The 26,712-nt window shown below is 63.6% G+C and carries 27 protein-coding genes; 16 read left to right on the top strand and 11 right to left on the bottom strand.

What is annotated here, in order from left to right; genetic code table 11:
- Window positions 1–94: 94 nt before the first annotated feature.
- Entirely contained in the window at window positions 95–349 is a 255-nt protein-coding gene (locus NAV27_RS04965) for an FAD assembly factor SdhE (protein ID WP_003287075.1), read from the top strand.
- Complete coding sequence (locus tag NAV27_RS04960; RefSeq protein WP_102827497.1) at window positions 333–788, top strand: protein YgfX; 456 nt, start codon at window positions 333–335, stop codon at window positions 786–788. Before NAV27_RS04965 ends, NAV27_RS04960 begins: the two co-directional genes overlap by 17 nt.
- Here the strand turns inward: NAV27_RS04960 and nadB are convergent.
- Complete coding sequence (gene nadB, locus NAV27_RS04955) at window positions 757–2,373, bottom strand: L-aspartate oxidase (RefSeq protein ID WP_102827496.1); 1,617 nt, start codon at window positions 2,371–2,373, stop codon at window positions 757–759. The genes NAV27_RS04960 and nadB overlap by 32 nt on opposite strands.
- A 350-nt stretch (window positions 2,374–2,723) precedes the next feature.
- Between nadB and rpoE the strand changes: the two genes are divergently transcribed.
- The 12 genes from rpoE (at window position 2,724) to pdxJ (ending at window position 13,167) form a co-directional block, all read left to right on the top strand.
- Window positions 2,724–3,305 carry an RNA polymerase sigma factor RpoE/AlgU gene (gene rpoE, locus NAV27_RS04950; RefSeq protein ID WP_008566789.1) on the top strand — a complete coding sequence of 194 codons (582 nt, stop codon included), beginning with the start codon at window positions 2,724–2,726 and terminating at the stop codon, window positions 3,303–3,305.
- Window positions 3,306–3,336: 31 nt separating this feature from the next.
- The gene (locus tag NAV27_RS04945) at window positions 3,337–3,930 is read left to right on the top strand and encodes an RseA family anti-sigma factor (protein WP_008566788.1); all 594 of its coding nucleotides are present in this window, start codon (window positions 3,337–3,339) and stop codon (window positions 3,928–3,930) included.
- An 8-nt stretch (window positions 3,931–3,938) separates the two neighbouring features.
- Entirely contained in the window at window positions 3,939–4,871 is a 933-nt protein-coding gene (locus NAV27_RS04940) for a MucB/RseB C-terminal domain-containing protein (protein WP_008566787.1), read from the top strand.
- Entirely contained in the window at window positions 4,868–5,323 is a 456-nt protein-coding gene (locus NAV27_RS04935) for a SoxR reducing system RseC family protein (RefSeq protein WP_037019222.1), read from the top strand. The genes NAV27_RS04940 and NAV27_RS04935 overlap by 4 nt, the downstream gene beginning before the upstream one ends.
- Window positions 5,324–5,357: 34 nt before the next feature.
- Window positions 5,358–6,767 carry a DegQ family serine endoprotease gene (locus NAV27_RS04930; RefSeq protein ID WP_008566785.1) on the top strand — a complete coding sequence of 470 codons (1,410 nt, stop codon included), beginning with the start codon at window positions 5,358–5,360 and terminating at the stop codon, window positions 6,765–6,767.
- A 175-nt stretch (window positions 6,768–6,942) separates the two neighbouring features.
- Window positions 6,943–8,742, top strand: coding sequence for a translation elongation factor 4 (gene lepA, locus NAV27_RS04925; protein WP_043295939.1), 1,800 nt, complete (start codon window positions 6,943–6,945; stop codon window positions 8,740–8,742).
- 1 nt (window position 8,743) lies between these two features.
- On the top strand, window positions 8,744–9,598 hold the full coding sequence (gene lepB, locus NAV27_RS04920; protein ID WP_102827495.1) for a signal peptidase I: 855 nt from the start codon (window positions 8,744–8,746) through the stop codon (window positions 9,596–9,598).
- 90 nt (window positions 9,599–9,688) lie between these two features.
- Window positions 9,689–10,066, top strand: coding sequence for a DUF4845 domain-containing protein (locus NAV27_RS04915; RefSeq protein WP_054093690.1), 378 nt, complete (start codon window positions 9,689–9,691; stop codon window positions 10,064–10,066).
- On the top strand, window positions 10,063–10,752 hold the full coding sequence (gene rnc / locus NAV27_RS04910) for a ribonuclease III (protein WP_043295942.1): 690 nt from the start codon (window positions 10,063–10,065) through the stop codon (window positions 10,750–10,752). Before NAV27_RS04915 ends, rnc begins: the two co-directional genes overlap by 4 nt.
- Window positions 10,745–11,656: a GTPase Era gene (era, locus tag NAV27_RS04905; protein ID WP_043295943.1), complete on the top strand. Its 912-nt coding sequence runs from the start codon at window positions 10,745–10,747 to the stop codon at window positions 11,654–11,656. Before rnc ends, era begins: the two co-directional genes overlap by 8 nt.
- Before the next feature lie 70 nt (window positions 11,657–11,726).
- Window positions 11,727–12,428 (top strand): DNA repair protein RecO, encoded by a 702-nt coding sequence (gene recO / locus NAV27_RS04900; protein WP_102827494.1) that lies wholly within the window; start codon window positions 11,727–11,729, stop codon window positions 12,426–12,428.
- On the top strand, window positions 12,421–13,167 hold the full coding sequence (gene pdxJ, locus NAV27_RS04895) for a pyridoxine 5'-phosphate synthase (protein WP_102827493.1): 747 nt from the start codon (window positions 12,421–12,423) through the stop codon (window positions 13,165–13,167). The genes recO and pdxJ overlap by 8 nt, the downstream gene beginning before the upstream one ends.
- A 43-nt stretch (window positions 13,168–13,210) precedes the next feature.
- On the opposite strand, the gene cmoB is transcribed toward pdxJ, so the two are convergent.
- From cmoB to NAV27_RS04870, 5 genes are all read right to left on the bottom strand, one after another.
- The gene (cmoB, locus tag NAV27_RS04890) at window positions 13,211–14,173 is read right to left on the bottom strand and encodes a tRNA 5-methoxyuridine(34)/uridine 5-oxyacetic acid(34) synthase CmoB (protein ID WP_102827492.1); all 963 of its coding nucleotides are present in this window, start codon (window positions 14,171–14,173) and stop codon (window positions 13,211–13,213) included.
- The gene (gene cmoA / locus NAV27_RS04885; protein WP_102827491.1) at window positions 14,170–14,913 is read right to left on the bottom strand and encodes a carboxy-S-adenosyl-L-methionine synthase CmoA; all 744 of its coding nucleotides are present in this window, start codon (window positions 14,911–14,913) and stop codon (window positions 14,170–14,172) included. Before cmoA ends, cmoB begins: the two co-directional genes overlap by 4 nt.
- Window positions 14,914–14,975: 62 nt before the next feature.
- Window positions 14,976–15,545 carry a hypothetical protein gene (locus NAV27_RS04880; RefSeq protein WP_008566773.1) on the bottom strand — a complete coding sequence of 190 codons (570 nt, stop codon included), beginning with the start codon at window positions 15,543–15,545 and terminating at the stop codon, window positions 14,976–14,978.
- Between the two features lie 106 nt (window positions 15,546–15,651).
- Window positions 15,652–16,056 (bottom strand): protease inhibitor I42 family protein, encoded by a 405-nt coding sequence (locus tag NAV27_RS04875; RefSeq protein WP_102827490.1) that lies wholly within the window; start codon window positions 16,054–16,056, stop codon window positions 15,652–15,654.
- A 73-nt stretch (window positions 16,057–16,129) separates the two neighbouring features.
- Window positions 16,130–16,354 carry a DUF3203 family protein gene (locus NAV27_RS04870; protein ID WP_008566771.1) on the bottom strand — a complete coding sequence of 75 codons (225 nt, stop codon included), beginning with the start codon at window positions 16,352–16,354 and terminating at the stop codon, window positions 16,130–16,132.
- A 226-nt stretch (window positions 16,355–16,580) separates the two neighbouring features.
- Between NAV27_RS04870 and NAV27_RS04865 the strand changes: the two genes are divergently transcribed.
- Window positions 16,581–18,581 (top strand): TonB-dependent receptor, encoded by a 2,001-nt coding sequence (locus tag NAV27_RS04865; protein ID WP_102827489.1) that lies wholly within the window; start codon window positions 16,581–16,583, stop codon window positions 18,579–18,581.
- Between the two features lie 9 nt (window positions 18,582–18,590).
- On the opposite strand, the gene NAV27_RS04860 is transcribed toward NAV27_RS04865, so the two are convergent.
- A complete protein-coding gene (locus NAV27_RS04860) occupies window positions 18,591–19,217 on the bottom strand; it encodes a TetR/AcrR family transcriptional regulator (protein WP_008566769.1) in 627 nt (208 codons plus the stop codon).
- Window positions 19,218–19,493: 276 nt separating this feature from the next.
- On the bottom strand, window positions 19,494–19,943 hold the full coding sequence (locus NAV27_RS04855) for a DMT family transporter (RefSeq protein ID WP_102827488.1): 450 nt from the start codon (window positions 19,941–19,943) through the stop codon (window positions 19,494–19,496).
- Between the two features lie 297 nt (window positions 19,944–20,240).
- Here NAV27_RS04855 and NAV27_RS04850 point away from each other — a divergent pair, with 297 nt between their 5' ends.
- Complete coding sequence (locus NAV27_RS04850) at window positions 20,241–22,172, top strand: methyl-accepting chemotaxis protein (protein ID WP_102827487.1); 1,932 nt, start codon at window positions 20,241–20,243, stop codon at window positions 22,170–22,172.
- 173 nt (window positions 22,173–22,345) lie between these two features.
- Here NAV27_RS04850 and NAV27_RS04845 read toward each other — a convergent pair whose 3' ends face one another.
- The 3 genes from NAV27_RS04845 to NAV27_RS04835 form a co-directional block, all read right to left on the bottom strand.
- Window positions 22,346–23,170 carry an outer membrane protein OmpK gene (locus tag NAV27_RS04845; protein ID WP_102827486.1) on the bottom strand — a complete coding sequence of 275 codons (825 nt, stop codon included), beginning with the start codon at window positions 23,168–23,170 and terminating at the stop codon, window positions 22,346–22,348.
- A 381-nt stretch (window positions 23,171–23,551) separates the two neighbouring features.
- Window positions 23,552–25,132, bottom strand: coding sequence for a cation:proton antiporter domain-containing protein (locus NAV27_RS04840; RefSeq protein WP_102827485.1), 1,581 nt, complete (start codon window positions 25,130–25,132; stop codon window positions 23,552–23,554).
- A 140-nt stretch (window positions 25,133–25,272) separates the two neighbouring features.
- Complete coding sequence (locus NAV27_RS04835; RefSeq protein WP_102827484.1) at window positions 25,273–26,604, bottom strand: nucleobase:cation symporter-2 family protein; 1,332 nt, start codon at window positions 26,602–26,604, stop codon at window positions 25,273–25,275.
- Window positions 26,605–26,712: the final 108 nt, after the last annotated feature.

The following is a 26,712-nucleotide window of genomic DNA, read 5'->3' as shown; positions in this document are numbered from 1 at the left end:
TGCACTGGCTGCGATGTACGAATAGAACGCCGTCGGCGTGCCGCTTGCCGGCGGCTGTCGCTATAATGCCGGCCCCCTTCGAAGGAGCCGTCGCATGGTCGATCAATCTGAACTCAACCGCCTGTTCTGGCAGAGCCGCCGCGGCATGCTGGAGCTGGACGTGCTGCTGGTGCCGTTCGTCAAGGAAGTCTATCCGGGGCTGGATGAGGCGGATCAGCAGCGCTATCGCAAGCTGTTGAGCTGCGAGGATCAGGATCTGTTCGGCTGGTTCATGCAGCGGGGCGAACCCGAGGATGAGGACCTGCGCCGCATGGTTCGCATGATCCTCGATCGTGTCCAGCCGCAGTAATCCACCCTTCGAGTGCCACTGGCAGGCGTCGCGCCTGCTGCTGGGGCTCTATCTGTTGGTGCAGGGGCTGGCGCTGGCCGGTATCGGGCTGTCCGCGGCGCCGCTGTCGCTCAAGGTTCCGTTGTGGATGTTCGGCGTCGCGCATGCGGCGTGGGTCCTGCCAAGGTCCATTCTGTTAAGCAGTCCTGCCGCCTGGCGCGGTCTGCGCCACGATGATGACGGCTGGAGCCTGTGGTCGAAACGCACCGGCTGGCAGCCGATCCAGTTGCATCCCGACAGCCTGGCGTTGCCCGCTGCGGTAGTGCTGCGTTTTCGTCTGCCGGGGCAGCGCCTCACTCGTGGGATTTGCATTGCGCGCGACGCGCTGCCGGCGGGGGAACACCGGCGTTTGCGGGTGCGGCTGAAGTTCAGTCGCAATAGGTGGGCGGTTGCAGAATAGTATCGACCGCCACCGGCAGTTGCTCGGGGTAATCGAGGGTGAAGTGCAGGCCGCGGCTTTCTTTGCGCTGCATCGCCGAGCGAATCATCAGGTTGGCGACCAGCGCGAGGTTGCGTAGCTCCAGAAGGTCACGACTGACCTTGTAATTGGAGTAGAACTCGTCGATTTCATCCAGCAGCAGCTTGACCCGATGCTGTGCGCGCATCAGGCGCTTGTTGGTGCGCACGATGCCGACGTAGTCCCACATGAAACGCCGCAGCTCGTCCCAGTTATGCGCGATGATCACATCTTCGTCGGAGTCAGTTACCTGGCTGGCGTCCCAGGCTGGCAGGTCGCCCGTCAACTCTATTTCCGGTAATTGGCGAAGCATGTCCTCGGCAGCTGCGCGGCCATAGACGAAGCATTCGAGCAGCGAGTTGCTCGCCATACGATTCGCCCCGTGCAGGCCGGTGAAGCTGGTTTCGCCTATCGCGTACAGGCCCGGAATGTCGGTACGGCCATGCTGGTCGACCACCACGCCGCCGCAGGTGTAGTGCGCAGCGGGAACTACCGGGATGGCTTGGCGGGTGATGTCGATGCCGTACGTCAGGCAGCGTTCGTAGACCGTCGGGAAGTGGCCGCGGATGAAGTCGGCCGGCTTGTGGCTGATGTCCAGGTAAACGCAGTCGATGCCGAGGCGTTTCATCTCATGATCTATCGCGCGGGCCACGATATCGCGTGGTGCCAGTTCCTCGCGTGGATCGAAGCGCGGCATAAAGCGTTCGCCGTTGGGTAGCTTGAGCAGCGCCCCCTCGCCGCGCAGGGCTTCGGTGATCAGGAAGCTCTTGGCCTGCGGGTGGTACAGGCAGGTCGGATGGAACTGGTTGAACTCCAGATTGCCCACCCGGCAACCGGCGCGCCAGGCCATGGCGACGCCATCGCCACAGGCGCTGTCTGGGTTGCTGGTATACAGATAGACCTTCGCGGCGCCGCCGGTGGCCAGCGCGACGAAGCGGGCCTGGAAGGTTTCCACTTCACCGCTGTTGCGGTTCAGCACGTAGGCGCCGAGGCAGCGTTTGCCGGCAAGGCCCAGTTTGCGCTCGGTGATCAGGTCCACCGCGACGCGCTGCTGCAGCAGTTCGATATTGCTTCGGGCCTGGGCGCGAGTCAGCAGGGTATTGAAGATGGCTGCGCCAGTGGCATCCGCGGCGTGGATGATGCGCCGATGGCTGTGGCCACCTTCGCGTGTCAGGTGAAACTCGAAGCCGCCATCCTCGCGGTCCGGTGCATCGTCGCGAGTAAAGGGTACGCCTTGTTCGATGAGCCACTTGATGGCATCGCGGCTGTGCTCGACGGTGAAGCGCACTGCTTCTTCGCGACACAGTCCTCCGCCTGCCACCAGGGTATCGGCGACGTGGGATTCCACCGTGTCGGTGTCATCCAGTACGGCGGCGACTCCGCCTTGGGCCCAGTAGGTCGAGCCGTTGGCGAGCTCGCCCTTGCTGAGCACGGCGATGCGCAGATGGCTTGGCAGGTTCAGCGCCAGCGTCAGGCCGGCGGCCCCGCTACCGATGACTAATACGTCGTACCGATGATGGTGGCTCATGAGCGAGTTCCGCGGAGAAATCGTTTCGTAGTATATAGAGCGAGGCCTGCGACGAGACAGTGGCCGGAATTATATGTTGCTGAGCCAATGGAACTTTTTCGGTCCGGATTCGCTCAATAAATAGTTGTGGATGCAGACCGGGCTCTTGGTGCACGACAGTCCGGTTTGCCAGGGACACCAGGGCGGCATAGACCGCGAATTTCGATTGCGACACCAGGGTGCAATCGCTGTCAGGTATTGCAGGATAGCTTGCTAGTAGGGGGAGAACTTTTGCGTAGAGCCCGTGTCTATTCTGGCAGGTCGGTTTGCTGGTGTGAGCGGTACCCCTTCGGCAGAACGGAGGCGTTTACATGCTGACCCAGGAGCAGGACCAGCAGCTGGTTGAGCGAGTGCAGCGGGGCGACAAGCGAGCGTTCGATCTCCTTGTGCTGAAATACCAGCACAAGATTCTTGGTCTGATCGTGCGTTTTGTACATGACTCTCATGAGGCCCAGGATGTGGCGCAAGAGGCTTTCATCAAAGCCTATCGCGCACTCGCAAATTTTCGCGGCGACAGTGCGTTTTATACGTGGCTGTACCGCATCGCCATCAACACGGCGAAGAACCATCTGGTGGCGCGTGGCAGGCGTCCTCCGGACAGCGATGTGAGTTCCGAAGATGCCGAGTTTTACGAGGGCGATCACGCCCTGAAGGATATCGAGTCTCCCGAGCGCTCGCTGCTTCGGGACGAAATCGAAGATACGGTACATCGGACCATTCAGTTGCTTCCCGAAGATTTGCGTACCGCTCTAACGTTGCGTGAATTTGATGGTCTTAGTTACGAGGACATTGCGAGCGTGATGCAGTGTCCCGTAGGAACGGTGCGCTCTCGGATATTCCGAGCGCGCGAAGCCATAGATAAAGCGTTGCAACCCTTGTTGCATGAGTCCTGAGACAGCGGCGACAGCCAAGAGAGGAACCGCCATGAGTCGTGAAGCCCTGCATGAATCGCTGTCCGCGGTGATGGATAACGAAGCGGACGAGTTGGAATTACGTCGTGTACTCGCCGCAGGTGATGACGGTGAGATGCGGTCGACCTGGTCGCGCTACCAGATTGCCCGTGCTGCCATGCACAAGGAGTTGCTCGAGCCGCGTCTGGATATTGCAGCCGCCGTGTCCGCAGCGCTGGCCGACGAGGCCGTGCCGGTCAAGCCGCAAGGCTCGCCTTGGCGTGGTCTTGGACGTCTGGCAGTAGCGGCTTCGGTTACCGTGGCCGTTCTGGCGGGTGTTCGTCTGTACAATCAGAGCGAAGTTGACGGTCCGCAGATGGCGCAGCAGGCCGCTCAGCCCGCCCTTGCCGTCCCGCAGGTTGGGCAGGGACCGGCGGTTCTGGCTGGCTACAGCGAAGGACAGGTTGAGGCGCCGGCGCAGGCGGCAGCTCAGACGGCTCCGGTGGAGCGCTGGCACGAAGAGCGGCTGCCGTCCTATGTGCGTCAACACGCACAGCAGGCGGCATTTGGTAGTGGTGCCGAGGGTGCACTGCCGTATGCGCGCGCCGCGAGTATGGAAGAACGTTAGGGAGAAGCATGCGCGTCTTACCGCTGTGTGTGATGTTCGGAGGCTGGCTATCGATGCCGGCCTTCGCTGTTGATGCCGGAACGTGGATGAGCAAGCTTGCCCAGGCGGAACGGACTCAGAACTATGCGGGCACGTTCGTCTACGAGCGCAATGGCAGTTTTTCCAGCCATGCGATCTGGCGACGGGTCGAAGAAGGGCATCTGCAGGAACGCATGCTCCAGCTCGACGGGCCGGCGATAGAGGTTGTACGGCGTGACGGTCAGGTGCAATGCGCCACTGACGGGTTGACGACCCAGGTTGACCGCCAGGGCACTTGGGATGAACGACACCTTGATGTAAAGGCGCTCTCGGAGTGGTACGAGTTTCGTCTGATGGGCGAATCCCGGGTCGCCGGCCGTCCTGCGGTTGCGCTGGGGGTGCTGGCTAAAGACCAGCATCGTTACAGCTTCGAGCTTCATCTCGACCGCGAAACGGCTCTGCCGCTCAAGTCGCTCATGCTGAGCGACAAGGGCCAGCTGCTTGAGCGGTTTCAATTTACCCGTTTCGAACCCGACGCGGCCGATGCGCAGTCAGTGCGTCAGGGGGCGGCCTGTGAAAGCGTCTCGCTCAAAGATGCCCCGCGCAAGGTCGATACGGCTTGGCGTTCCGACTGGTTACCGCCTGGTTTTGTGCTGCAGGGTGCGGATGTGCGGCCGAGTCCAGTTTCCAGCGAATCGGTGTCCTGGCTTTCCTACGGTGACGGGCTGACGAGCTTTTCGGTGTTTCTCGAGCCACTGGGCGACGCGACGGTCAGCGACGCTCGCAGTCAGATGGGCCCGACTGCGTCAGTTGCAAAGCGCATAAGCACGCCAGAAGGCGATGTGATGGTCACTGTCGTGGGTGAGATTCCGCTCGGAACTGCTGAGCGCGTGGCACTTTCGATGCGCGCGGCCTCGCAATGATCGAAGAACAGGGGCGCGTTGTCGCTGTGGAGTCCGGGGCTGTCTGGGTCCAGACGCAGCGTCGCAGCACTTGTTCAGGATGCGTTGCAAAAAACGGCTGCGGGCAGGGACTGATGGAACGCCTGGACGTGCGCGAGCGAAGCGGGTTGATCCGCGCGGTATCGACGCTGCAGCTGCAGGTCGGTGACGCCGTCGTGCTGGGTATTGAGGAGCGCGTATTGCTGCGTGGGGCGCTCCTTGTCTATCTTTTTCCCCTGCTCATGTTGCTGGTTGCCGCCTCAGTGGTGGCGCAGTGGTCGGCTAGCGAGCCTTGGATCATCGCGGCAGGGTTGGGTGGATTCGTTATCGCCTGGGGTATCGTGCGCCTGCGCAGTCAGCGCGCGGCGAACGACCCGAGCCTGCAACCCGTGGTACTGCGGGCCATGCTCGCCGGTTCGTCTGGCATGCAGTGAGTTTTTCCGTTCGTTCGTCAGTGGGGGCTAGTTCATGTTCAATCGAAACAGCTGCTTCGCCTTTTTGGCGGGGCTGGCGTTGCTGGGGCAGGCGGTTATTGCGCAAGCGGCGCTGCCGGATTTCACGCCGCTGGTAGAGAGCGCATCCCCGGCAGTCGTCAATATCAGCACCAAGCAGAAACTCCCGACACGTGGCGCGTCAGCGCAGATTCCAGATCTGGAGGGCTTGCCCCCGATCTTTCGGGAGTTCTTCGAGCGCAGTATCCCTCAGTTACCCGACGGTCGCGGCCAGCAGCGCGAGGCCCAATCACTGGGTTCGGGCTTCATCATTTCCGCTGATGGCTATGTTCTGACCAACAATCATGTCGTTGCAGATGCCGACGAAATCATTGTCCGTCTGCCCGATCGCAGTGAGTTGGAAGCCAAGCTGGTCGGTGCCGATCCGCGGACCGATGTTGCCGTGTTGAAGGTCGAGGGCAAGGGGCTGCCGACCGTCAAGCTTGGTGATTCCAGTGCGCTCAAGGTTGGCGAATGGGTTTTGGCGATTGGCTCGCCGTTCGGCTTCGATCACACCGTGACCGCAGGTATTGTCAGTGCAACCGGTCGCAGTCTGCCCAATGAGAGCTATGTGCCGTTCATTCAGACTGATGTTGCGATCAATCCAGGCAACTCCGGTGGTCCGCTGTTCAATCTCGCAGGTGAAGTCGTCGGAATAAATTCGCAGATATTCACCCGATCCGGCGGCTTCATGGGCTTGTCCTTCGCCATCCCGATCGACGTGGCAATGGACGTCGCCAATCAGCTGCGTACAGAGGGCAAGGTCAGTCGCGGATGGCTGGGCGTGGTCATTCAGGAGGTGAACAAGGATCTGGCGGAGTCGTTCGGCCTCGAACGTCCGGCCGGGGCGCTGGTAGCCCAGGTCATGGATGGTGGCCCGGCTGCCCGCGGTGGGTTGCGCGTGGGTGACGTGATTCTGAGCATGAATGGCAAGCCCATCATCATGTCGGCCGATCTGCCGCACCTCGTCGGTGCGCTCAAGCCGGGAAGTACCGCTCGAATGGAAGTCGTGCGCGAAGGTGAGCGGCGCGAGGTCAATGTCCAGATCGGTGCGCTGCCGGAAGAGGGCGACGAAATCGCCGCGGCGGGCGCCGGGCCGGAGCAGAGCGACAACCGCCTGGGGGTCAAGGTTTCCGAGTTGACTGCGGAGCAGCGCGCCAGCTTGGATCTGCAGGGCGGGGTGGTTATCACCGAAATTCTAAATGGTCCGGCTGCGATGATCGGTCTGCGTCCGGGTGATGTGATCACGCATCTGAACAACCAGGCCATCGATTCAGCCAAGACTTTCGGTCGGGTGGCCGCCCAATTGCCTAAGAATCGTTCGGTATCGATGCGGGTGTTGCGTCAGGGACGCGCGAGCTTCATCACCTTCAAATTGGCGGAATGACGCGGGCGTCATGTTGAAGGAAAAGGGCGGCGATGGCCGCCCTTTTTCTTGTGTCCGCGTTATGCAAGTGAGTGTCGACCCGGTTGGGCGCGTGGCGCTCGCGGGGCTGATCAGTTAAACTTCGCGGCTATTTTCGGCGGGCAATCGGCCTGCGGCATTTTTCGAGTGTTCAGCTGTGAGTGACCTGAGTCATATCCGCAACTTCTCCATCATCGCCCACATCGACCATGGCAAGTCGACCCTGGCCGATCGGTTCATTCAGATCTGCGGCGGCCTGTCCGAACGCGAGATGGAGGCTCAGGTCCTCGATTCCATGGATCTCGAGCGCGAGCGCGGCATCACGATCAAGGCGCACAGCGTGACCCTGCACTACAAAGCGCAGGACGGCAAAACCTACCAGCTGAACTTCATCGACACCCCTGGTCACGTCGACTTCACCTATGAAGTCAGCCGCTCGCTGGCGGCCTGTGAGGGCGCGCTGCTCGTGGTGGACGCTGGTCAGGGCGTCGAGGCGCAGTCGGTGGCCAACTGCTACACAGCCATCGAGCAAGGCCTCGAGGTCATGCCGGTGCTGAACAAGATGGACTTGCCCCAGGCCGAGCCGGAGCGGGTCAAGGAAGAGATCGAACACGTCATTGGTATTGACGCCACCGACGCCGTGGCCTGCAGCGCCAAGAGCGGCATGGGGGTGGAGGATGTGCTGGAGCGCCTTGTGCAGATCATCCCGCCGCCCGAGGGAGATATCGAGGCGCCATTGCAGGCACTGATCATCGACTCCTGGTTCGACAACTATCTCGGCGTAGTGTCCCTGGTCCGCGTGCGCCACGGGCGAGTGAAGAAAGGCGACAAGATCCTCGTCAAGTCGACCGGCAAGATCCATCAGGTCGACAGTGTTGGCGTCTTTACTCCGAAGCACACTGCTACCGCCGATCTCAAGGCTGGCGAGGTGGGCTTCATCATCGCCGGCATCAAGGACATCCAGGGCGCCCCGGTGGGCGACACCCTGACCCTGTCCACGACCCCGGATGTCGAGGTGCTGCCGGGTTTCAAGCGGGTCAAGCCACAGGTCTATGCCGGCCTGTTCCCCGTCAGCTCGGATGATTTCGAAGACTTTCGCGACGCCTTGGAGAAACTGACGCTCAACGACGCCGCGCTGCAGTACGAGCCGGAAAGCTCCGACGCGCTGGGTTTCGGCTTCCGTATTGGTTTCCTTGGCATGCTGCATATGGAGATCATTCAGGAGCGCCTGGAGCGCGAGTACGACCTGGATCTGATCACCACCGCACCGACGGTAGTGTTCGAGGTGGTGCTGAAGAACGGCGACACCGTCTACGTCGACAACCCTTCCAAGCTGCCTGATCTGGCCTCGATTGCCGAGATGCGCGAGCCGATCTGCCGCGCCAACATCCTCGTGCCGCAGGATCACCTGGGCAGTGTGATCACCCTGTGCATCGAGAAGCGCGGCGTGCAGCGCGACATGCATTTCCTCGGCAGCCAGGTGCAGGTCAGCTATGACCTGCCGATGAACGAGGTGGTGATGGATTTCTTCGACCGCCTGAAGTCGGCCAGCCGCGGCTATGCCTCGCTGGATTACGGTTTCGACCGCTTCCAGCCGGCCAATCTGGTGCGTCTGGACGTACTCATCAACGGCGAGCGAGTCGATGCGCTGGCGCTGATCGTCCACCGCGACAACGCGGCGTACAAGGGGCGCCAGCTGGTGGAGAAGATGAAGGAACTGATCCCACGGCAGATGTTCGACGTGGCGATTCAGGCGGCCATCGGCGGGCAGGTGATCGCGCGCTCGACGGTCAAGGCGCTTCGGAAGAACGTCCTCGCCAAGTGCTATGGCGGTGACGTCAGCCGCAAGCGCAAGCTGCTGGAGAAGCAGAAGGCGGGCAAGAAGCGTATGAAGCAGGTCGGCAGCGTGGAGATTCCACAAGAGGCGTTCCTCGCGGTACTGAAGGTAGATAGCTGATATGTCGATCAATTTCCCGCTGGTGCTGGTCCTTGCGGTCATTGTCTGTGGGCTGCTGTCGCTGAGCGACCTGCTGTTCTTCGCGCCCAGGCGTCGCGCCGCCATCGCCAGTTATGAGGGGCGCAATGGTGCGATCGATTCGGCTACGCTCGAAGCGCTCAGCCGCGAGCCGGTACTGATCGAGTACGGCAAATCGTTTTTCCCCGTGCTGGCGATCGTGTTGGTGCTGCGCTCGTTTCTGGTCGAGCCGTTTCAGATTCCCTCGGGATCGATGAAGCCGACGCTGGAAGTGGGCGATTTCATTCTGGTCAACAAGTTTGCCTATGGCATTCGCCTTCCGGTGGTTGATACCAAGATCGTCGAGGTAAGCGACCCGCAGCGTGGCGACGTCATGGTGTTCCGCTATCCGAGCGATCCGAACGTCAACTACATCAAGCGGGTGGTCGGCTTGCCGGGCGACGTGATTCGCTACAGCAGTGAACGTCGGCTGTACGTCAACGATCAGCTCGTGGCCGAGACATTGATTGGCGACGAGCCGGGCAGTCTGGGCAGTGCGCGCCTGTATCGCGAGAAACTGGGCGAGGTAGAGCATCTGATCCGTAAGGAAATGGGGCGATATCGGATGGAGCCCAGCCGCCAATGGACGGTCCCGCAAGGCCATTACTTCATGATGGGCGACAATCGCGATAATTCGAATGACAGTCGCTATTGGCAGGATGATGCGATCCCCACGACATTGGCCGGAATGGTGCCGGATCGCAATATCGTCGGTAAGGCATTCGCGGTGTGGATGAGCTGGCCGGATCCAAAGTTCAGCAACCTGCCGCATTTCTCCCGCGTGGGGCTGATTCACTAAGCTGTGAATTATGGCCTCCGCGCCAGCAGCATGGCTGTTTATAGTGGCGCTGCCCCGATCGGTGGGTATCGCAACGACATAGAGGTCGACATGAGCTTTGCGCATTCGCAAAAAGGGCTGTCCATGCTCAGCTGGATCATGGTGCTGGCGCTGGTAGCATTTCTGGCCAGCACGGCATTCAAGATGCTTCCTCACTACTTTGACTACATGTCCATGGACAAGATCATCCAGTCCGTGGAAACCGATACGGCAGCGGAAGTCCGCAGCGTGGGCGAGTTCTATACTCATGTCAGCAAGGGCATGCAGGTCAACGGTATTCAGGACGTCAATCTGAAAGAAGTGCTCAAGGTCGAGATCCAGGAAAACGAATTCCGAGCGCACCTGAAGTACGAAAAACGCGAGCCGCTGATCCGCAATCTCGATCTGGTGGCCAACTTCGACAAACACTATCGCCTAAGGATGCCGTGAGCACTTCGCTAGCCCGCCTCGAGCGCAAGCTCGGCTACCAATTCAAGGATCAGGAGCTGATGCTCCTGGCGCTGACCCATCGCAGCTACGCCGGGCGCAATAACGAGCGCCTGGAGTTTCTTGGTGATGCGATCCTCAACTTCATCGCTGGCGAAGCGCTGTTTCATCACTTCACCCAGGCGCGGGAAGGCCAGCTATCGCGCCTGCGGGCGCGACTGGTGAAAGGCGAGACCCTGGCGGTGCTGGCGCGTGGTTTCGAGCTCGGCGACCACCTCAGGCTGGGCTCTGGCGAGCTCAAGAGCGGTGGTTTTCGCCGTGAATCCATTCTTGCCGATACGCTCGAAGCACTGATCGGTGCCATCTACCTGGATGCCGGCATGGAGGCCGCGCGCGAGCGCGTTCTCGCCTGGCTGGCCAACGAGTTGCAGGGTCTAACCTTGGTCGATACCAACAAGGATCCGAAAACGCGACTGCAGGAGTTCCTGCAATCCCGCGCCTGCGAGCTGCCGCGCTACGAGGTGGTGGATATCCAGGGAGAGCCGCACTGCCGAACGTTTTACGTGGAATGCCAGGTGGCGCTGCTGGTGGACAAGACGCGCGGACAGGGCGCCAGTCGCCGCATCGCTGAACAGGTTGCCGCGGCAGCCGCACTGATCGCCCTCGGCGTGGAGAACGGAAATGACTGACCAGCAGCTGCAATCGGAAGATGTCAGTCGTTGTGGTTATGTAGCCATTGTCGGGCGGCCGAACGTCGGCAAGTCGACGCTGCTGAACCACATCCTCGGGCAGAAATTGGCGATCACTTCGCGCAAGCCGCAGACCACCCGCCACAACATGCTCGGGATCAAGACGGAGGGTGCCGTGCAGGCGGTCTACGTTGATACCCCCGGTCTGCACAAGAACGGTGAGACGGCGCTCAATCGCTACATGAACCGTACTGCCGCCTCGGCGCTGAAGGATGTCGACGTGGTCATCTTCGTTGTCGACCGCACGCGCTGGACCGACGAGGATCAGGCTGTGCTCGAGCGGGTACAGTACGTCACCGGGCCGCTGATCGTCGCAGTGAACAAGACCGACCGTATCGAGGACAAGGCCGAGCTGCTGCCGCACCTGCGCTGGCTCGCCGAGCAGCTGCCGAACGCCGAGATCGTGCCGATTTCCGCACAGCACGGACAGAACCTTGAAACGCTGGAGCAACTCGTAGCCGAGCGTCTACCGGAGAGCGAGCACTTTTTCCCGGAAGATCAGATCACCGATCGCAGCAGCCGCTTCCTTGCCGCTGAACTGGTGCGCGAGAAGATCATGCGTCAGCTCGGCGCCGAGGTGCCGTACCAGATCACCGTGGAGATCGAGGACTTCAAGCAGGAAGGTCCCGTACTGCACATCCATGCGCTCATTCTGGTGGAGCGCGACGGACAGAAGAAGATCATCATCGGCGACAAGGGCGAGCGCATCAAACGCATCGGCCAGGAAGCGCGCAAGGACATGGAGGTGCTGTTCGACTCCAAGGTCATGCTCAACCTGTGGGTCAAGGTGAAAGGCGGCTGGTCCGACGACGAGCGCGCGCTGCATTCGCTGGGTTATAACTGACGCCGTAGCGACCAGCCTCCGCCAGCGGCAGGCGCGCCCGCTGCCGGCTCGACTCGAGCGTCACCGACCGATGGATTTCACCTCTCCCCAACCTGCCTTCGTTCTGCACAGCCGTCCCTACAAGGAAAGCAGCGCGCTGGTCGATCTGCTCACGCCCCAGGGAAGGCTGCGCGCGGTCATGCGCGCGGCCCGTGGCAAGGCCGGCAGCCTGATTCGCCCGTTCGTCTCGCTGGAGGTGGAACTGCGCGGCAAATCCGACCTCAAGACCATCGCTCGCCTCGAAGGGGCCGGGCCGGCGCACTGGCTCGATGGCCAGGCGCTGTTCGGCGGGCTGTACCTCAACGAATTGCTGATCCGCTTGCTGCCAGTCGAAGATGCCCATCCGGCCCTGTTCCAGCATTACGTGGCCACGCTGCCGGCGCTGGCGGCGCACCGGCCGCTGGAACCGTTGCTGCGAGCGTTCGAATGGCGTCTGCTCGGCGAGCTGGGCTATGGTTTCGCCCTCGAGACCGATATCGCTGGCCGGCCGATCGAGCCGCAGCGTCTCTACCGGCTGCTGCCCGACGCCGGGCTCGAACCGGTCGAGTCGTTCCAGCCAGGGTTGTTCAGCGGAGCCGAGTTGCTGGCGATGGCCGAGGCCGATTGGCAGGTGTCCGGTGCGCTCGCGGCCGCCAAGCGACTGATGCGCCAGGCGCTGGCACCGCATCTGGGCGGTCGACCGTTGGTCAGCCGCGAACTGTTCATGAATCTGAAGGAGGCCCCGCGTGGCTGAAGCCAATCGAATTCTGCTCGGCGTCAACGTCGATCATATTGCTACGCTGCGCCAAGCGCGTGGCACGCGTTACCCGGACCCGGTCAAGGCGGCGCTGGATGCCGAAGAAGCCGGGGCAGACGGCATCACCGTGCATCTGCGCGAGGACCGTCGGCATATCCAGGAACGTGACGTGTTGCTGATGAAGGACGTTCTGCAGACGCGGATGAACTTCGAGATGGGCGTCACCGAGGCCATGCTCACCTTTGCCGAGCACCTGCGCCCGGAGCATGTCTGTCTGGTGCCGGAAACCCGTCAGGAACTGACCACCGAAGGTGGGTTGGATGTAGCCGGCCAGGAAGCGCGCATCCGCGCTGCGGTCGAGCGCCTGCATGCTTGCGGCGCGGAGGTTTCGCTGTTCATCGATGCCGACCCGAGACAGATCGATGCGGCGGCGCGCATCGGGGCGCCAGCCATCGAGTTGCACACCGGCCGCTATGCCGACGCGCACAGTGCAGCCGAGCGTGCCTGCGAGCTGGCACGCATCCGTGAGGGGGTCGAGGCCGGGCTCAGTCACGGACTGATCGTCAATGCCGGGCACGGGCTGCATTACCACAACACCGAGGCGATCGCCGCGATCCGCGGAATCAACGAGCTGAACATCGGCCACGCCATTGTTGCGCATGCGCTGTTCGTCGGGTTCAAGCAGGCGGTAGCGGAAATGAAGCAGTTGATACTCGCGGCCGCCGCGCGGGGTTGAGCCGGTGCGCAGCGGCGGAAAAAGAGCTTCGCGCGTTTTTCGCCTACGGCTTGCGCGCCAGTAACACGGCGCGCATGGGCGCCGGCAGGCCCTCCACGGTCCTGCTATGGTCCTGCGGATCGAGAAAGTCGGGAAGCGACTGGTAGCGCATCCATTCGGTGCTGCGCTGTTCTTCGACGCGGGTCACGCTGACATCCACGCAGCGCACGTCGACGAAGCCAGCCCGGCGCAGCCAGCGTTCCAGTGCGGACACCGAAGGCAGGAACCAGACGTTGCGCATCTGCGCGTAACGGTCCTCGGGCACCAGCGCGGTGTTTTCGTCGCCGTCGACCACCAGTGTCTCCAGCACCAGTTCGCCGCCCCGGATCAGACAGTCTTTCAGGTCGAGCAGGTGGTCGATGGGCGAGCGGCGGTGGTAGAGCACACCCATGGAGAATACGGTCTCGAAGCCTTCGAGCTTCGCGGGTAACTCTTCCAGCGCGAAGGGCAGGTGCCACACCGGCAGCTCCGGCAGGTAACGCTTCATCGCATGGAATTGGCAGAAGAACAGCCAGTTGGGATCGACGCCCACCACGCTGTCGGCGCCGGCGCCGAGCATGCGCCACATGTAGTAGCCGTTGCCGCAGCCGACGTCGAGGATGCGCTTGCCGACCAGATCCAGATGCGGTGCGACCCGCTGCCACTTCCAGTCCGAGCGCCACTCGGTATCCACATGCACGCCGAACACCTCGAACGGTCCCTTGCGCCAGGGCGAGAGTCCCATCAGGGCTTCGCGGGTCGCCTGGCGGGTCGCGTCGTCGCAACCGGCCTCCAGACGAAAGCCGTCACGCAGTTCGATTGCCGCAGGCGTCAGCGCGGGCAGCGCGTCGACGGCGCGTCGCCAGCGTGGCAAGTCACCGTGGCCGATTTCCAGCTTGGCGTTCAGTTGCTGCTGCACGCCATTGGCCCAGGCGGCCAGCGGAGTGCCGGCCAGGCGCCAGGCGAGGGGAGTCAGGTCGAGATTCATGGCAGGGCGATCAGCGAGGCGAAGTTCAGGCACTGGAACCAGGGCACAACCTTGGAGAAACCGGCATCCAACAGGCGCTGGCGATGGACTTCCAGGCTGTCCGGCTTCATCACGTTCTCGATGGCACTTCGCTTCTGCGCGATTTCCAGCTCGCTGTAGCCGTTGGCGCGTTTGAAGGCAATATGCAGGTCGGTGAGCAGCTGCTGTTCGCCTTCATCGGCGAAACGCAGCTTCTCCGAGAGGATCAGCGCACCGCCCGGCACCAGTGCCCGGCGAATGGCGCCGAGTAGCGCGGGACGTTGCTCGGGGGCGATGAACTGCAGGGTGAAATTCAGCGCAACCAGCGAACTCGGCTGAAATTCCAGCGCGAGGATGTCGCGCTCGATCACCTCGACCGACAGCAGCTCCTGGAACATGGAATCCTGTGCATGCAGGTACTCGCGGCAGCGCTCGACCATGGCCGCGGAGTTGTCCACGGCCAGCACCCGGCAGTTGTCGGCCTTCACATGGCGGCGCAACGCCTGGGTCACCGCGCCCAGCGAACAGCCCAGGTCGTACAGACAGGTGTTTGGCTGGGCGAACTGCGCGGCGATCACGCCGATGTTCTCGACGATCGCCGGATAGCCAGGTACCGAGCGCTTGATCATGTCCGGGAAGACGCGCACCACGTCCTCGTTGAACACGAAATCGGCGACCCGCGCCTGAGGGGTGGCGTAGATGCGGTCGGGGAGTTGCGTCACGGCTGCATTCCGGGCTAAGCAAAAAAGGCGCGCATTTTAGCCCAAGTGCAGCGCCCGTTCGCTCATTTCAGCTGATCGGAAAGAAACTCGCCGGCACCCTGCAGCGGCCCCAACGGGTTGCGCTGGACCTGATAACGACGAATCTGCGGCTCGCCGTTGCTGACCTTGTGCACTAGCACGTCGTCCACCAGGACGAACACGGCGCGCAGGTTCCAGCCCTGCACCTGGCGATTCTTGCGGAAGTTCAGCACGTCCGCCCAGAAGCTGCCGACGCGCTGGCTGTCGGTCTGGGTGAACTCGAAGGCGTAGCCGTTGCAGCGTTCCTTGGCCTCCAGGCAGCGGACCAGGCTGTCCGGCAGGTAATCGATGGGAATGTTCGGTTGCACGAACAGCATGCGCACGTCGAGGAACGAGAGGATCCGGCCATTGCCACCTTGCTGCGGATCGAAGCCGAGGGTGAACAGCTCGCTGCGCGTGGTGCGACCGGGAATGGCGCGCTCGAAGCTGGTTTCGGCGTCCAGATAATCGCGGAAAGTCGAACTGACTTCCGCTCGCTCGCTGGGTAGCAGGTTGCCGCAACCGGCCAGCAGGGCCAGCGCGCAGCACAGTGGGTACGCTCTGAAGCCGTCCATTTCCCTTTCCCCCAACAGCTGACGATCCCTGTGTTTGGTATAGGTGATTTTCCGGGTTTCTGCCGGGCGGAAGCGGGGGCGGTTGTGAGTGGTTTGGCTTGGCAGGCTACTGATCGACGCGGATGCGGCAGTTCAGCGATTGGGCCGGAGCGACACCGATTTCCCACGGGCGGGCGTAATCGAGGGCAAGCAGGGCTTCTCCGGGCGCCACGGCGCGGAAGCGCCAGGTCGATACGCCGGCGCTGCCCACCAGGCCTGCTTCCTCGGGCACCGTGTACACCTCGGGACCGAGCAGTTTCAGCTGCGGCGCGCCGTCAGCGCGCAGCGTCCAGCGAAAGCCGGTGGTGGGGTTGCTCGGCAGGCGCAGGTTGAACTCCTGGCCGGCGCTCAACCGCAGCGGCTGGCAATGGCTCGGATGGTTCTCCAGCGTCAACGTGCTGGGTGCTTGCTGCGCACAGGCGCTGAGCAGCAGCGCGGCGGTGGGAACGAACGCACGGCGGAGAAGGGACATGGACGGCACCGGTTGCAGGGGAGTGCCAAGGATAGCCGTCCTGCTGATGCGGCCCCAAGCCCCGACTGCTGGGTCAGTCGTCGACGATCAGGTTGGCGCGGTCGTCCTTGGCGCCCGCGGCGATCAGGTGTTCGGCCTGTTCTTCGGGCACATGGATGCTCGCGCCGTCTATGTGCAGGACCGACATGCGCGCCTGCGGATCGGTGCTGACGCGGGTATCGGCGACGGCGCAGCGGTGCGTGTGGCCGGCGATCACGGCGGTGCAAGTGCCGCTGGTGGTGTCGATTTGAACGCTCATGTCGGTGTCTCCTCGGGTGGTCGATGAAGCGCATGGGCCGTAGCTGTTTCTCTTCGGACCGTCGATACCCGCGCCGGGTTGTACGCGCAGAGGGAAAAAGATTCTTAATTGTTACGATATAACATGCTAGATTCTCCACCCCGCGCCACCGCGCCTGCCTCCTGGAAGAGCTGGCGCGCTGCCTTGGCGCGGTTCTGCGAGCAACCGTCACAGTCTGGAGAGTCACATGAAATCGAAGCTTCACCCCCTGGCCTGGGCCATCGGTCTTGCGCTGCCGGCGTCCGTCTGGGGTGCCGATCCGCTCGAACTGCAACCGGTGGTGGTGAGCGCCAGCGGGCTGGATAGACAGAGCCACGAGATGACCACGCCGGCTGCGGTCATGGAGGGTGACGAACTGGTGCTGCGCCGCGAGGCGACCCTCGGTGAAACGCTGGAAAGCCTGCCCGGGGTGCGTTCCAGCAGTTTCGGCGCCGGTGTGGGCCGGCCGGTGATTCGCGGGCTGGATGGCGCGCGGGTCAAGGTACTGAGCGATGGTGTGGAGCTGCTCGATGCATCGACGATGAGCCCCGACCATGCGGTGACCAGCGAGCCGCTGCTGGCCGAGCGCATCGAGGTGCTCAAAGGGCCGGCGGCGTTGCTGTATGGCGGCGTGGTCAACGTGATAGACCGGAAGATCCCCACCTACATCCCGGAGAAGGGCTACGAAGGCGAGCTCGAGCTACGTGCCAACAGTGTGGCGAACGAAGGTGCCGGTGTGTTCGGCATCACTGCCGGCAGCGGCAACTTCGCCGTGCGCGCCGAAGGCACCAAGCGCCAGGCCGACGCGTACGAGATCCCGGGTTCGCCGAACAAGCAGGCCGGCTCCTACAACGACACCGACAGCTTCACCCTGGGCGCCAGCTACATCGGCGAGCGCGGCTACCTGGGCGCGGCCTACGGCGAACAGAACAACCGCTACGGGCTGCTGGCTCACGAACATGCCGACTGCCACACCCACGGCAGCGATTGGCACTGCGGCGGCCATGACGATCATGACGACGAGCACGACCATGATCACGAAGGCGCGGTGCCGTACGTCGACATGCGGCAGAAGCGCTGGGACCTGCGCGGCGAACTCAGCGACCCGCTACCGGGCTTCGCACTGGCACGCCTGCGCGTCGGCCACAGCAACTACCAGCACGAGGAGATTGAAGGCGGTGAAGTCGGCACCCGTTTCACCAACGACGCCACCGATGCGCGTCTGGAACTCACGCACCAGCCGCTGTTCGGCTGGCGCGGTGTACTCGGTGCGCAGACCCTGCGACGTGACTTCGAGGCGCTCGGCGAAGAGGCCTACATACCGCAGACGCTGACGCGCAACCACGGCCTGTTCCTGCTCGAGGAGTACACCGCCGGGGCCTGGAGCTACGAGCTTGGCTTGCGGCACGAATGGCAGGACATCGACGCCGACGGCCGCCCGGATACCGATCACAGCGGCACCTCGCTGTCCGCCGGCGCGGTGTGGACGTTCGCCCCGCAGTACTCGCTGGGCTTCTCGCTGTCGCGCTCGCAGCGTCTGCCCAGCGCCGAGGAGCTGTACGCCAACGGTCCGCATGCCGCCACGCGTACCGTCGAGCTGGGCAATCTCGATCTGGAAGAAGAAACCTCGCACAACGCCGAGCTGACCTTGCGCAAGTTCGCCGGGCGCACCACGTTCAGCTTCAGCCTGTTCCGCAATCAGGTGGATGATTTCATCTATGCCGCCGACACTGGCCACGACATCGGCGGCGGCTACCGCGAAATCGAATACCGCCAGCAGGATGCGGTGCTGACCGGCGCGGAAGGCGAGGTACGTTTCCAGGCCACCGACGCCACCGCCTTCACCCTGTTCGGCGACCATGTGCGCGGCAAATTGCGTGATGGCGGCGGCGACCTGCCGCGCATTCCGGCCGACCGCCTGGGCGTGCGGGTCGAGCAGAGCTTCACCCCGGTGCTCAACGGCCAGCTGGAGTTCTACCGCGTGCAGCGTCAGGACGAACTGGCCGACTACGAAAGCGAAACCGGCGGCTACAACATGCTCGGCGCCAGCCTGGGTTACAGCGGCTCGCTGGAGCAGACCGACTACCTGCTCTATCTGAAAGCCAACAACCTGCTCGACGAGAAGGCGCGTCAGCACACCTCCTTCATCAAGGACGAGGTGCTGCTACCGGGCCGCAACCTGACCGTGGGCGTGCGCCTGGCGTTCTGACTCCGACGTTCACGCAGACGGCGCGGCTGGCTCGGTGATTTCGCAGCCTTTTAGGACCAGGCGGATGATGGTTTCGGCGGCGGCGTCATAGTCGGCGTCGTCGAGCTGCGCCTTGCCGGTGACGGTGCTGATCTGCCAGTCGAAATCGGCATAGGTCTGCGTCGCCGCCCAGATGCTGAACAGCAGGTGATGAGGGTCGATCCGGGTCATCAGGCCCTGATCGATCCAGCGCTGGATGCAGGCGATGTTGTGCGCCGCCTGCGCATTGAGCTGGGCGGTGCGCTCCGGCGACAGGTGCGGCGCGCCATGCATGATCTCGCTGGCGAACACCTTCGAGGCGCAGGCGTGGTCGCGCGAGATGCGGATCTTGGTGCGGATGTAGGCGCGCAGCACATCCGCCGGGTGGCCCGGCTGGTTGAACGGCGCCGAGGCCTCCAGCAACGGCTCGACGATGCTCTCCAGCACCTCCCGGTAGAGGTTTTCCTTCGACTTGAAGTAGTAGTAGACGTTGGGCTTGGGCAGCCCGGCGCGCGCGGCGATGTCGCTGGTCTTGGTGGCGGCGAAGCCCTTCTCGGCGAACTCCTCGCTGGCGGCACGCAGGATCAGTTCTTTGTTGCGCTCTCGGATACTGGACATGGATTGTTCGATTTCCGCGGCGGGGCCGGTCGATACCGACCCGGGACTGCTCAATGACGAGCGCTGGGCAAAAGTGCGGAAATTCTGCTGCAGCGAGGCGGTTCCAACAAGGGCGAACTGCAGGGACGATTCGGCACCCGAGTGCGCTCAGTCAGGTGTACAGCTTTTTTCGCTCATCGATCACTGCGATACGAACCCTCGCGCGACCGGCAATGCGCTGCGTTGCGCACCGGCATACCTGCGCGGCACGCAGGTGCTTGATACGGAGTCGTCCGGTCATCCGCGCCGGATCAGCCAGACGCCGGTGAACACCAGCAGCATGCCGCCCACCTTGCTCAGGCTGATCGGCGCCTGGCGATAGCCGGCCCAGCCGAACTGGTCGAGCAGCAGCGCCATCAGCAATTGCCCGGCCAGGAGCAACGCCATGAACAGCGAGGCGCCCACGCGTGGCGCGGCGTACGCCGCCGTGGCGATGAGAAAGACACCGAGCAGGCCGCTGCTCCAGTGCCACCAAGTGATTCCGCGCAACCCCTGCAGCGTGGGCGGATCGCGCTGGAACAGCACGATGCACAGCAGCGCCAGCGTGCCGACCGCGAACGACACCAGCGCGGCGTTCATCACGCTGGAGAGCTGGCGTGCCACCTCGCCATTCATCCCGGCCTGCAGCGGCAACAGCGCACCCGCGATCAGGGGAAGGGCGAGTAGCCACCAGGCAGGCATGGGCATCGAAATTCTCCAGACAAAGTTTATTAAGATTGTATACATTAATATCGCTGAGAGGTTCCATTCATCGGGCAACGCTTCCGCAGGTAGCGTCGTGACGAGCGCGCTATCCCATTGGAGGTGTTCCGCGCGCAACGAATACGCCTCTTCAGTCCTTGATCGCATGGGGGTTCGGTAATGGACGAGCGGTCTCAAGTAACCGCTTGCGCAGGCCGATAGCGACTTACCGAGCCGTGCTATCGGTATACAAGATTGTCCACAGAATAATCATTAATACCAATAAAAAGACGGAGTCACGCCATGCGCTTCATGCAACGCAGTATCCAATGGCAGCTGACTGTCAGCATGGGCGCGGCCCTGTTGGCCAGCCTGTTGATCGTGATCCTGGTGTATGCCTCGGCCGTCGACCGGCTCGCCGAGCGCTACCTGATCGGCGAAGCTCTGCCAGCCAACATCACCGCCATCCGCAACGACATCGAGCGCACGCTCAGCGGGCCGGTTACCGCAACAGCCGGGATTGCCGGCAATACGCTGGTGCATGACTGGCTCACGGCGGGCGAGGACGCGAGCGAGGCGCAGGCCATCGGCCGCTACCTGCAGGGCGTGAAGACGCAGCAGAACGCACTGACGACCTCGATCGCGGTGCTCGACAGCGGCAACTACTATTCCGAGACCGGCCTGAGCCGCACGTTGTCGCGCGCAGCGGCCGGCGACGCCTGGTTCTACAGCCTGATCGACAGCGGCGTGGATAAACGCTTCGAGATCGACATCGACAAGACTACCCGCCAGCCGACGCTGTTCATCAACCAGCGCATCAGCGCCAATGGCCGCACCCTCGGCGTCGCCGGATTGGGCTACAGCCTGAGCAGCATGTCCGAGCTGGTGGCCAATTTCCGCTTCGGCGAGCGTGGCGAGGTGTATCTGGTCGGTGCCGACGGCCGGGTCAAGGTGCATCCGCGCAACGAGAACAACGACCGCGTGGCGCTGGCCGAGCTGACCGGCGATACGGCGGCCGGCGAACTGCGCAGCGGCGGCGGCAAGATCGTGCGCTTCGCGCGCGACGGCGAGGCATTCCTGGCGATGGCGCAGCCGCTGGAAGCGCTCGGCTGGTGGCTGGTCAGCGAGGTGCCCGAAGCCGAGATCTTCGGCGAAGCACGGCGCACGCTGTGGATCACCAGCCTGATCGGCGCGGCCGTCGGCCTGGCGTTCCTCGGCGTGATCGTGCTGCTGGCGCGCGGGCTGGTGCGACCGATCCGCCAGGTAACTGCGGCGCTGGTGGAGATTGGCGGCGGTGGTGGTGACCTGACGCGGCGTCTCGATGAAAGCCGCGCCGATGAGTTGGGCGACCTGGCGCGCGGCTTCAACCGCTTCCTCGGCAGCCTGCGTGAACTGATCGGCGATGTGCTTACCACCAGCGAGCGGCTGCGTAACGCCGTCGGCCAGGTCGCGCAGGTGGTCGACAACACTGCCGCGCGCGCCGGCCGCCAGCACGAGATGACCGACATGGTGGCCACCGCCGTGCACGAAATGGGGCTGACCGTGCAGGAGATCGCGCGTAATGCCAGCAGCGCGGCGCAGGCTTCGCAAGGCGCGCGTGACGAGGCCGTGCAGGCGCGTCGGGTGGTCGGTGAGTCGATCGCGCATATCGAGAAGATGTCCGGCGAGATCGGCGAGGCGGCCGGCTCGGTGACCGAACTGGCGCAGCAGGTGGCGTCGATCGATCAGGTGCTGGCGGTCATCCGGGGCATTTCCGAGCAGACCAACCTGCTGGCGCTGAACGCGGCCATCGAGGCGGCACGGGCGGGCGAGATGGGCCGTGGTTTCGCCGTGGTCGCCGACGAGGTGCGCACGCTGGCCAGCCGCACGCAGGGCTCGACCGACGAGATCCAGCAGATGATCCAGCGGCTCAAGAGCGGTGCCGACAATGCCGTTGCCTCGATGCACGCCGGGCAGGCGGCCACCGGCACCGGCGTGCAGGCCAGCCAGCGCACCGGTCAGTCGCTGGGCGCGATCACCGAGCAGGTCGAGGCCATCAGCGACATGAACACCCAGGTTGCCGCGGCAACCGAGGAGCAGAGCAGCGTCACCGAGGAGATCACCCGTAACGTGCAGGGTATCGCTGACCTGGCCCAGGCCACGGCGCGCGATGTGCAGGCCTGCCGCAGCGACTGCCAGGCGCTGTCGCAACTGGCCAAGGACCTCGGGCGGCAGATGGGAAGTTTCCGGCTGTAAAGGGGTTGCTTGGGCTGGTAGGGCCGGGATTGCCGGCGCGGCGAGACTGCTTTGCCGCACGCTGATTACCGAGTGCGCTCGGTAATCGCGGGCTACGACAACACTGGCCGAACCAAGAAAAAGGCGACCCGCAGGTCGCCTTTTTCTTTGCCGTATCAGGCCCGTAGCAGACCTTAGAAATGCGCCTTGACGATGGCGCTGAAGGTGCTCTGATCGGTCTTGCCGACGAAGTTGCGGCTGACGTAGCCGCCGTCCTCGATGCCGTACTTGTCCGACCAGTAATCGTACTCGATACCGACATAGAGCCGTCCGGGGGTGTAGTCCAGTGCTTTGCCCAGGTCGTACTTGATCTGCGGCACGATGTGCAGGTTCCGCGAGATGAAGTCGCCGCGCCGTTCGGAACCGGCGTCGTTGATCACCCAGTCGATGAAACCGTCGAAGAGGATGTCCGACTTGCCCACCGGGAAGGTCATCGCCCAGGTCGGAGTCAGCTGCCACTGGCCGGAGGGTTTGCCGGTGCTGCCGTCGGGCTTGCGGTAGTAGAGGTTCAGGGCCAGGCGGTCGAAGCCGGGTACGTTGAGGTCCACCGCCGGGCCGAGCAGGTAGTTCTGGTTCGGTGTGCCGTCGGCCTGGCTTTCGCCGCGCTCGTAGGTGGCGGCGATCAGCACGTCCTTGATCGGGCCGAACGACAGGTCCTGGCCGCTGATCTTGCCCAGCGACAGGCGCGGGCTGAACTCGCCGTAGTAGGTGTGGCCGTCGTTGCCGTTGGGGCCGTTGTACCAGATGTTGTCGACGAACAGGAACATGTCACCCCAGGTCCAGCCGCTGGCGTGCTCGAAGGTGACGGTCTGTTGGGTGTCCGGGTCGATCTTGTAATCCTTGCCGTACAGATAGGTCAGGCTGTTGTCCTGCCAGAGCAGCGCATCACCGGCCATCGCGGGGGCGGCGAGAAGGCTGCCGGCGAGGGCGAGGCAGAGCGGGGCGGTCTTGAAATGCATGGTGGTGGTCCCTGTGGAAATCTTCGTGCGTGAAGCCGGGCAGTGAGCGGCGCGTATTGTCGGTGATGCGCCGGGCGGTGCAAGGGCGCAAAGCGATGGCGCCGCGAACGCATCGTCGGAAGACGAGGATGCGTGGACTAAATCGGGCGGGTGGGCATGGGCTGCTCGGCCGGTACGGCGATGGCGAGCGGCAGCGCTGCGGATTGCGGTCATGGTTAAGCCTGCCTTATTTGTTGTTGTTCGGCTTGAGAGGCTTCACGGCGCCTCCGACACCCGCGCGCCGCACGGCGAGAAGGAACGCGGGATGGGCAGACTATAACAACCTGTGCACAGTGTTTTAAACAACAAGATGCACGGATTGTGCACAATTATTTCTGCCGTTCATCCGACCAATCGTTCGGCGGCGGGCCGCACCTCTTCGGGCAGCAGTTCCCGCGCGACGTTCTCGGCGAGGCCGGTGCCGGCTTCGGTCATGGTCAGGTAGGTGTGATCGGCGCCGGCCGCCTGGATGCGCTCGGCGATGTCTTCGTACAGCGCGTGGGAGACGATCAGCCCCTTGAAGCCGATCGAGCGCAGCTTGGTGGTGGAGATGATCTTCGCCTCGGCATCGTTCATCGCCAGCACCACGGCCTTCACGTCGTTCATCTGCAGGTTCTGCCAGAACATCTGGTCCTCGGCGTCGGCGAAGAACACGTTGCGCCCTTCGGCGACGTTGCGCTCGACCATCACCGGGTCAGAGTCCAGGCTGGCCAGGCGAAACCCTTTGCGCAGCAGGTGATCGTAGGCGGCGCGCCCGGTCCGGCCCATGCCCATCACCAGAATTTGCGCATCGCCCAGCGACACCGGCTGCTCGTCGGGATGGCGGGTATTGCGTTCCAGCGGGATCAGCCATTTGGCCAAGCGTTCGTAGGCCGGGTGGGCGAAGCGGTTGAGCTGTGCGGAGACCACGAACGACAGCGCCACGCTGATCGCCAGCGGCGTCAGCCATTGCGGCAGCACCACGCTGGCGACAATCAGGCCGAATTCGCTGTAGTTGGTCAGGCTCGAGGCGCTGAGGAACGCACTGCGTGCGCGCAGGCGGAAGCTGAGGAACAGGAAGAAGAACAGCATGCCCTTGAGCGGCAGCAGCAGTGCCACGACCGTGGCGAAGATCATCGCGTTGGTATCCGGCAGGCCGCCGATGCCGATCTGCAGGAAGAAGCCGACCAGGAACACTTCCTTGATCGCCCACAGCGAGTTGGAAAGTTCGGTGGCGCGCTTGTGCTTGGCGAGCATGGCACCGAAGGCCAGCGCACCGAGTTCCGAACTCAGCCCGACCGCCTCGAATCCCATGCCGCCGACCACCAGTGCCAGCATCAGGCCGAGCAGGACCATCAGCTCCTCATGGCCGCTGTGGTCGAGCAGGCGGAACAGCACCGGGCGCAGCAGCGGCAGCAGGAACACCAGCAGCGCCCACGGCGACGGCACCTGGCCGGCCGCCAGGCTCATGACCACCAGCGCGATGAGGTCCTGGATGATCAGCACGCCGATCGCCACCCGGCCGTGGAAGGCCTTCAGTTCGCGCTTGCCTTCCAGCACCTTGGCCGCCAGCACGGTGCTGGAGAATGACAGCGCGATGGCCAGCAACAGGCTGTCGCGCCAGCTGGCGTCGAACACCAGCACGATGGCCGGCAACACCAGCACGCTGGAAATGGCGAAGTGCAGCAGGCTGCCGCCGATCACCTCGCGGCGCACCAGGTTGCTCAACTTGAGCTTGAGGCCGACGGTGAACAGCAGCAGGAGCACGCCGAGGTGCGCCAGATGCTGCAGGATCACGCCATCCTGGCGGCCGACGCCGACGTGATCGCCCACTGCCGCCAGGGCGAAGCCGGCGCCCAGGTAGCCGATCAGCGGCGGCAGGCCGATGGCGCGGGCGATCAGGCCCAGGGTGAAGGCGAAGGCGATCCAGCTGGCTTCAATCATCGGGGGAAGGTGTCCGGCGGCGATGGCGGGGCGCGCATTTTAGCCAAGCCGGCGAATCCGTGGATGATCGATCGCAATTCGTTTTCGCGAAAAGCACGAAGCCCGCCAATGGCGGGCCTCGTGATCGACGGGCGGGGTACTCAGTGGCTCGCGCCGGTGAGCAGGCTGCGCTCGGTGCCGCCGAGCACGTTGAACAGCAGGTTGAGCGTCACCGCGCTGATGGTCGCCACGGCGATGCCGCTATGGGTGATCGGCTCCATCCACTGCGGCAGATGGGCGAAGAACTCCGGACGGATCACCGGCACCATGCCCAGGCCGATGCTCACGGCCACCAGCAGCTGGTTGCGCCGGTCGGCGATGTCGGCTTCCTGGAGAATCTTGATACCGGTGGCGGCAACCATGCCGAACATGGCGATGCCGGCGCCGCCGAGCACGGCGGCCGGAATCGAGGCAACCAGAAACGCCGCCTTGGGCAGCAGGCTGAGGCTGATCAGGATGACTCCGGCCAGCGCGGTGACATAGCGGCTGCGCACGCCGGTCATCTGCACCAGGCCGATGTTCTGCGCGAACGAGGAGTGGGTGAAGGTGTTCATGAAGCCGGCGAAGAAGGTTGCGCCGGCGTCGCACAGCAGCCCGCGGCGCAGGCGTTGCGGATCGACGGTTTCGCCGGTGATCTTCCCGAGCGCGAGGAACATGCCCGCCGACTCGACGAAGATGATCACCACCACCAGGCACATCGACAGGATCGGCGCGAGCGAGAAGGTCGGCGCGCCGAAGTGGTTCGGCGTCACCACCTGCAGCCCCGGCGTCTGCGCCAGGCCGGACAGATCGACCATCCCCAGCATGCCGGCCAGCACGTAGCCCAGCGCCATGCCGATCAGCACCGAGACATTGACCCAGAAGCCGCGCATGAACTGGTTGATCAGCAGGATCGTGACCAGCACCGCAGTCGCCACGCCCAAGTAGTGCAGCGCGCCGAACTGCGTCGCGCCGCTGCCGCCGCCGGCCCAGTTGACCGCCACCGGGAACAGCGAGAGGCCGATCGAGGTGATCACCGTGCCGGTTACCAGCGGCGGGAAGAAGCGCACGATCTTGCAGACGAAGGGGGCGATCAGCAGGCCGAACAGGCCGGCCGCGATGGTCGCGCCGAAGATGCCGGTGAGACCGACGCCGGGCATGCCGGCCATCACCACCATGCTGCTCACCGCGGCGAAGCTGGCGCCCATCATCACCGGCATGCGGATGCCGGCCGGGCCGATCCCCAGCGACTGCACCAGCGTGGCGATGCCCGCCACCAGCAGATCGGCATTGATCAGCAGGGCGATCTCCTCGCGCGACAGGCCGGCCGCCTGGCCGATGATCAGCGGCACGGCAACGGCGCCGCCGTACATCAGCAGCACGTGCTGCAGGCTCACCAGCAGCAGTTGCAGGGGCGGCAACCGCCGCTCGGCGGGCGGATTCTGGTCGTTCATCAAAACACCTCGGGCGATTCTTGTTGTTGGCTTTCGCGATAGCGCCCTCGAGAAGGGGCCGGGTATTTCGTCGTGCAGCGTTGGCTTTTATAGGAATGATCGGGCCGT

This window comes from Stutzerimonas degradans (assembly GCF_024448505.1).
Lineage (GTDB): Bacteria > Pseudomonadota > Gammaproteobacteria > Pseudomonadales > Pseudomonadaceae > Stutzerimonas > Stutzerimonas degradans.
The sequence above is the reverse complement of the archived record's forward strand: the minus strand, read 5'-3'. Positions and strand labels throughout refer to the sequence as shown.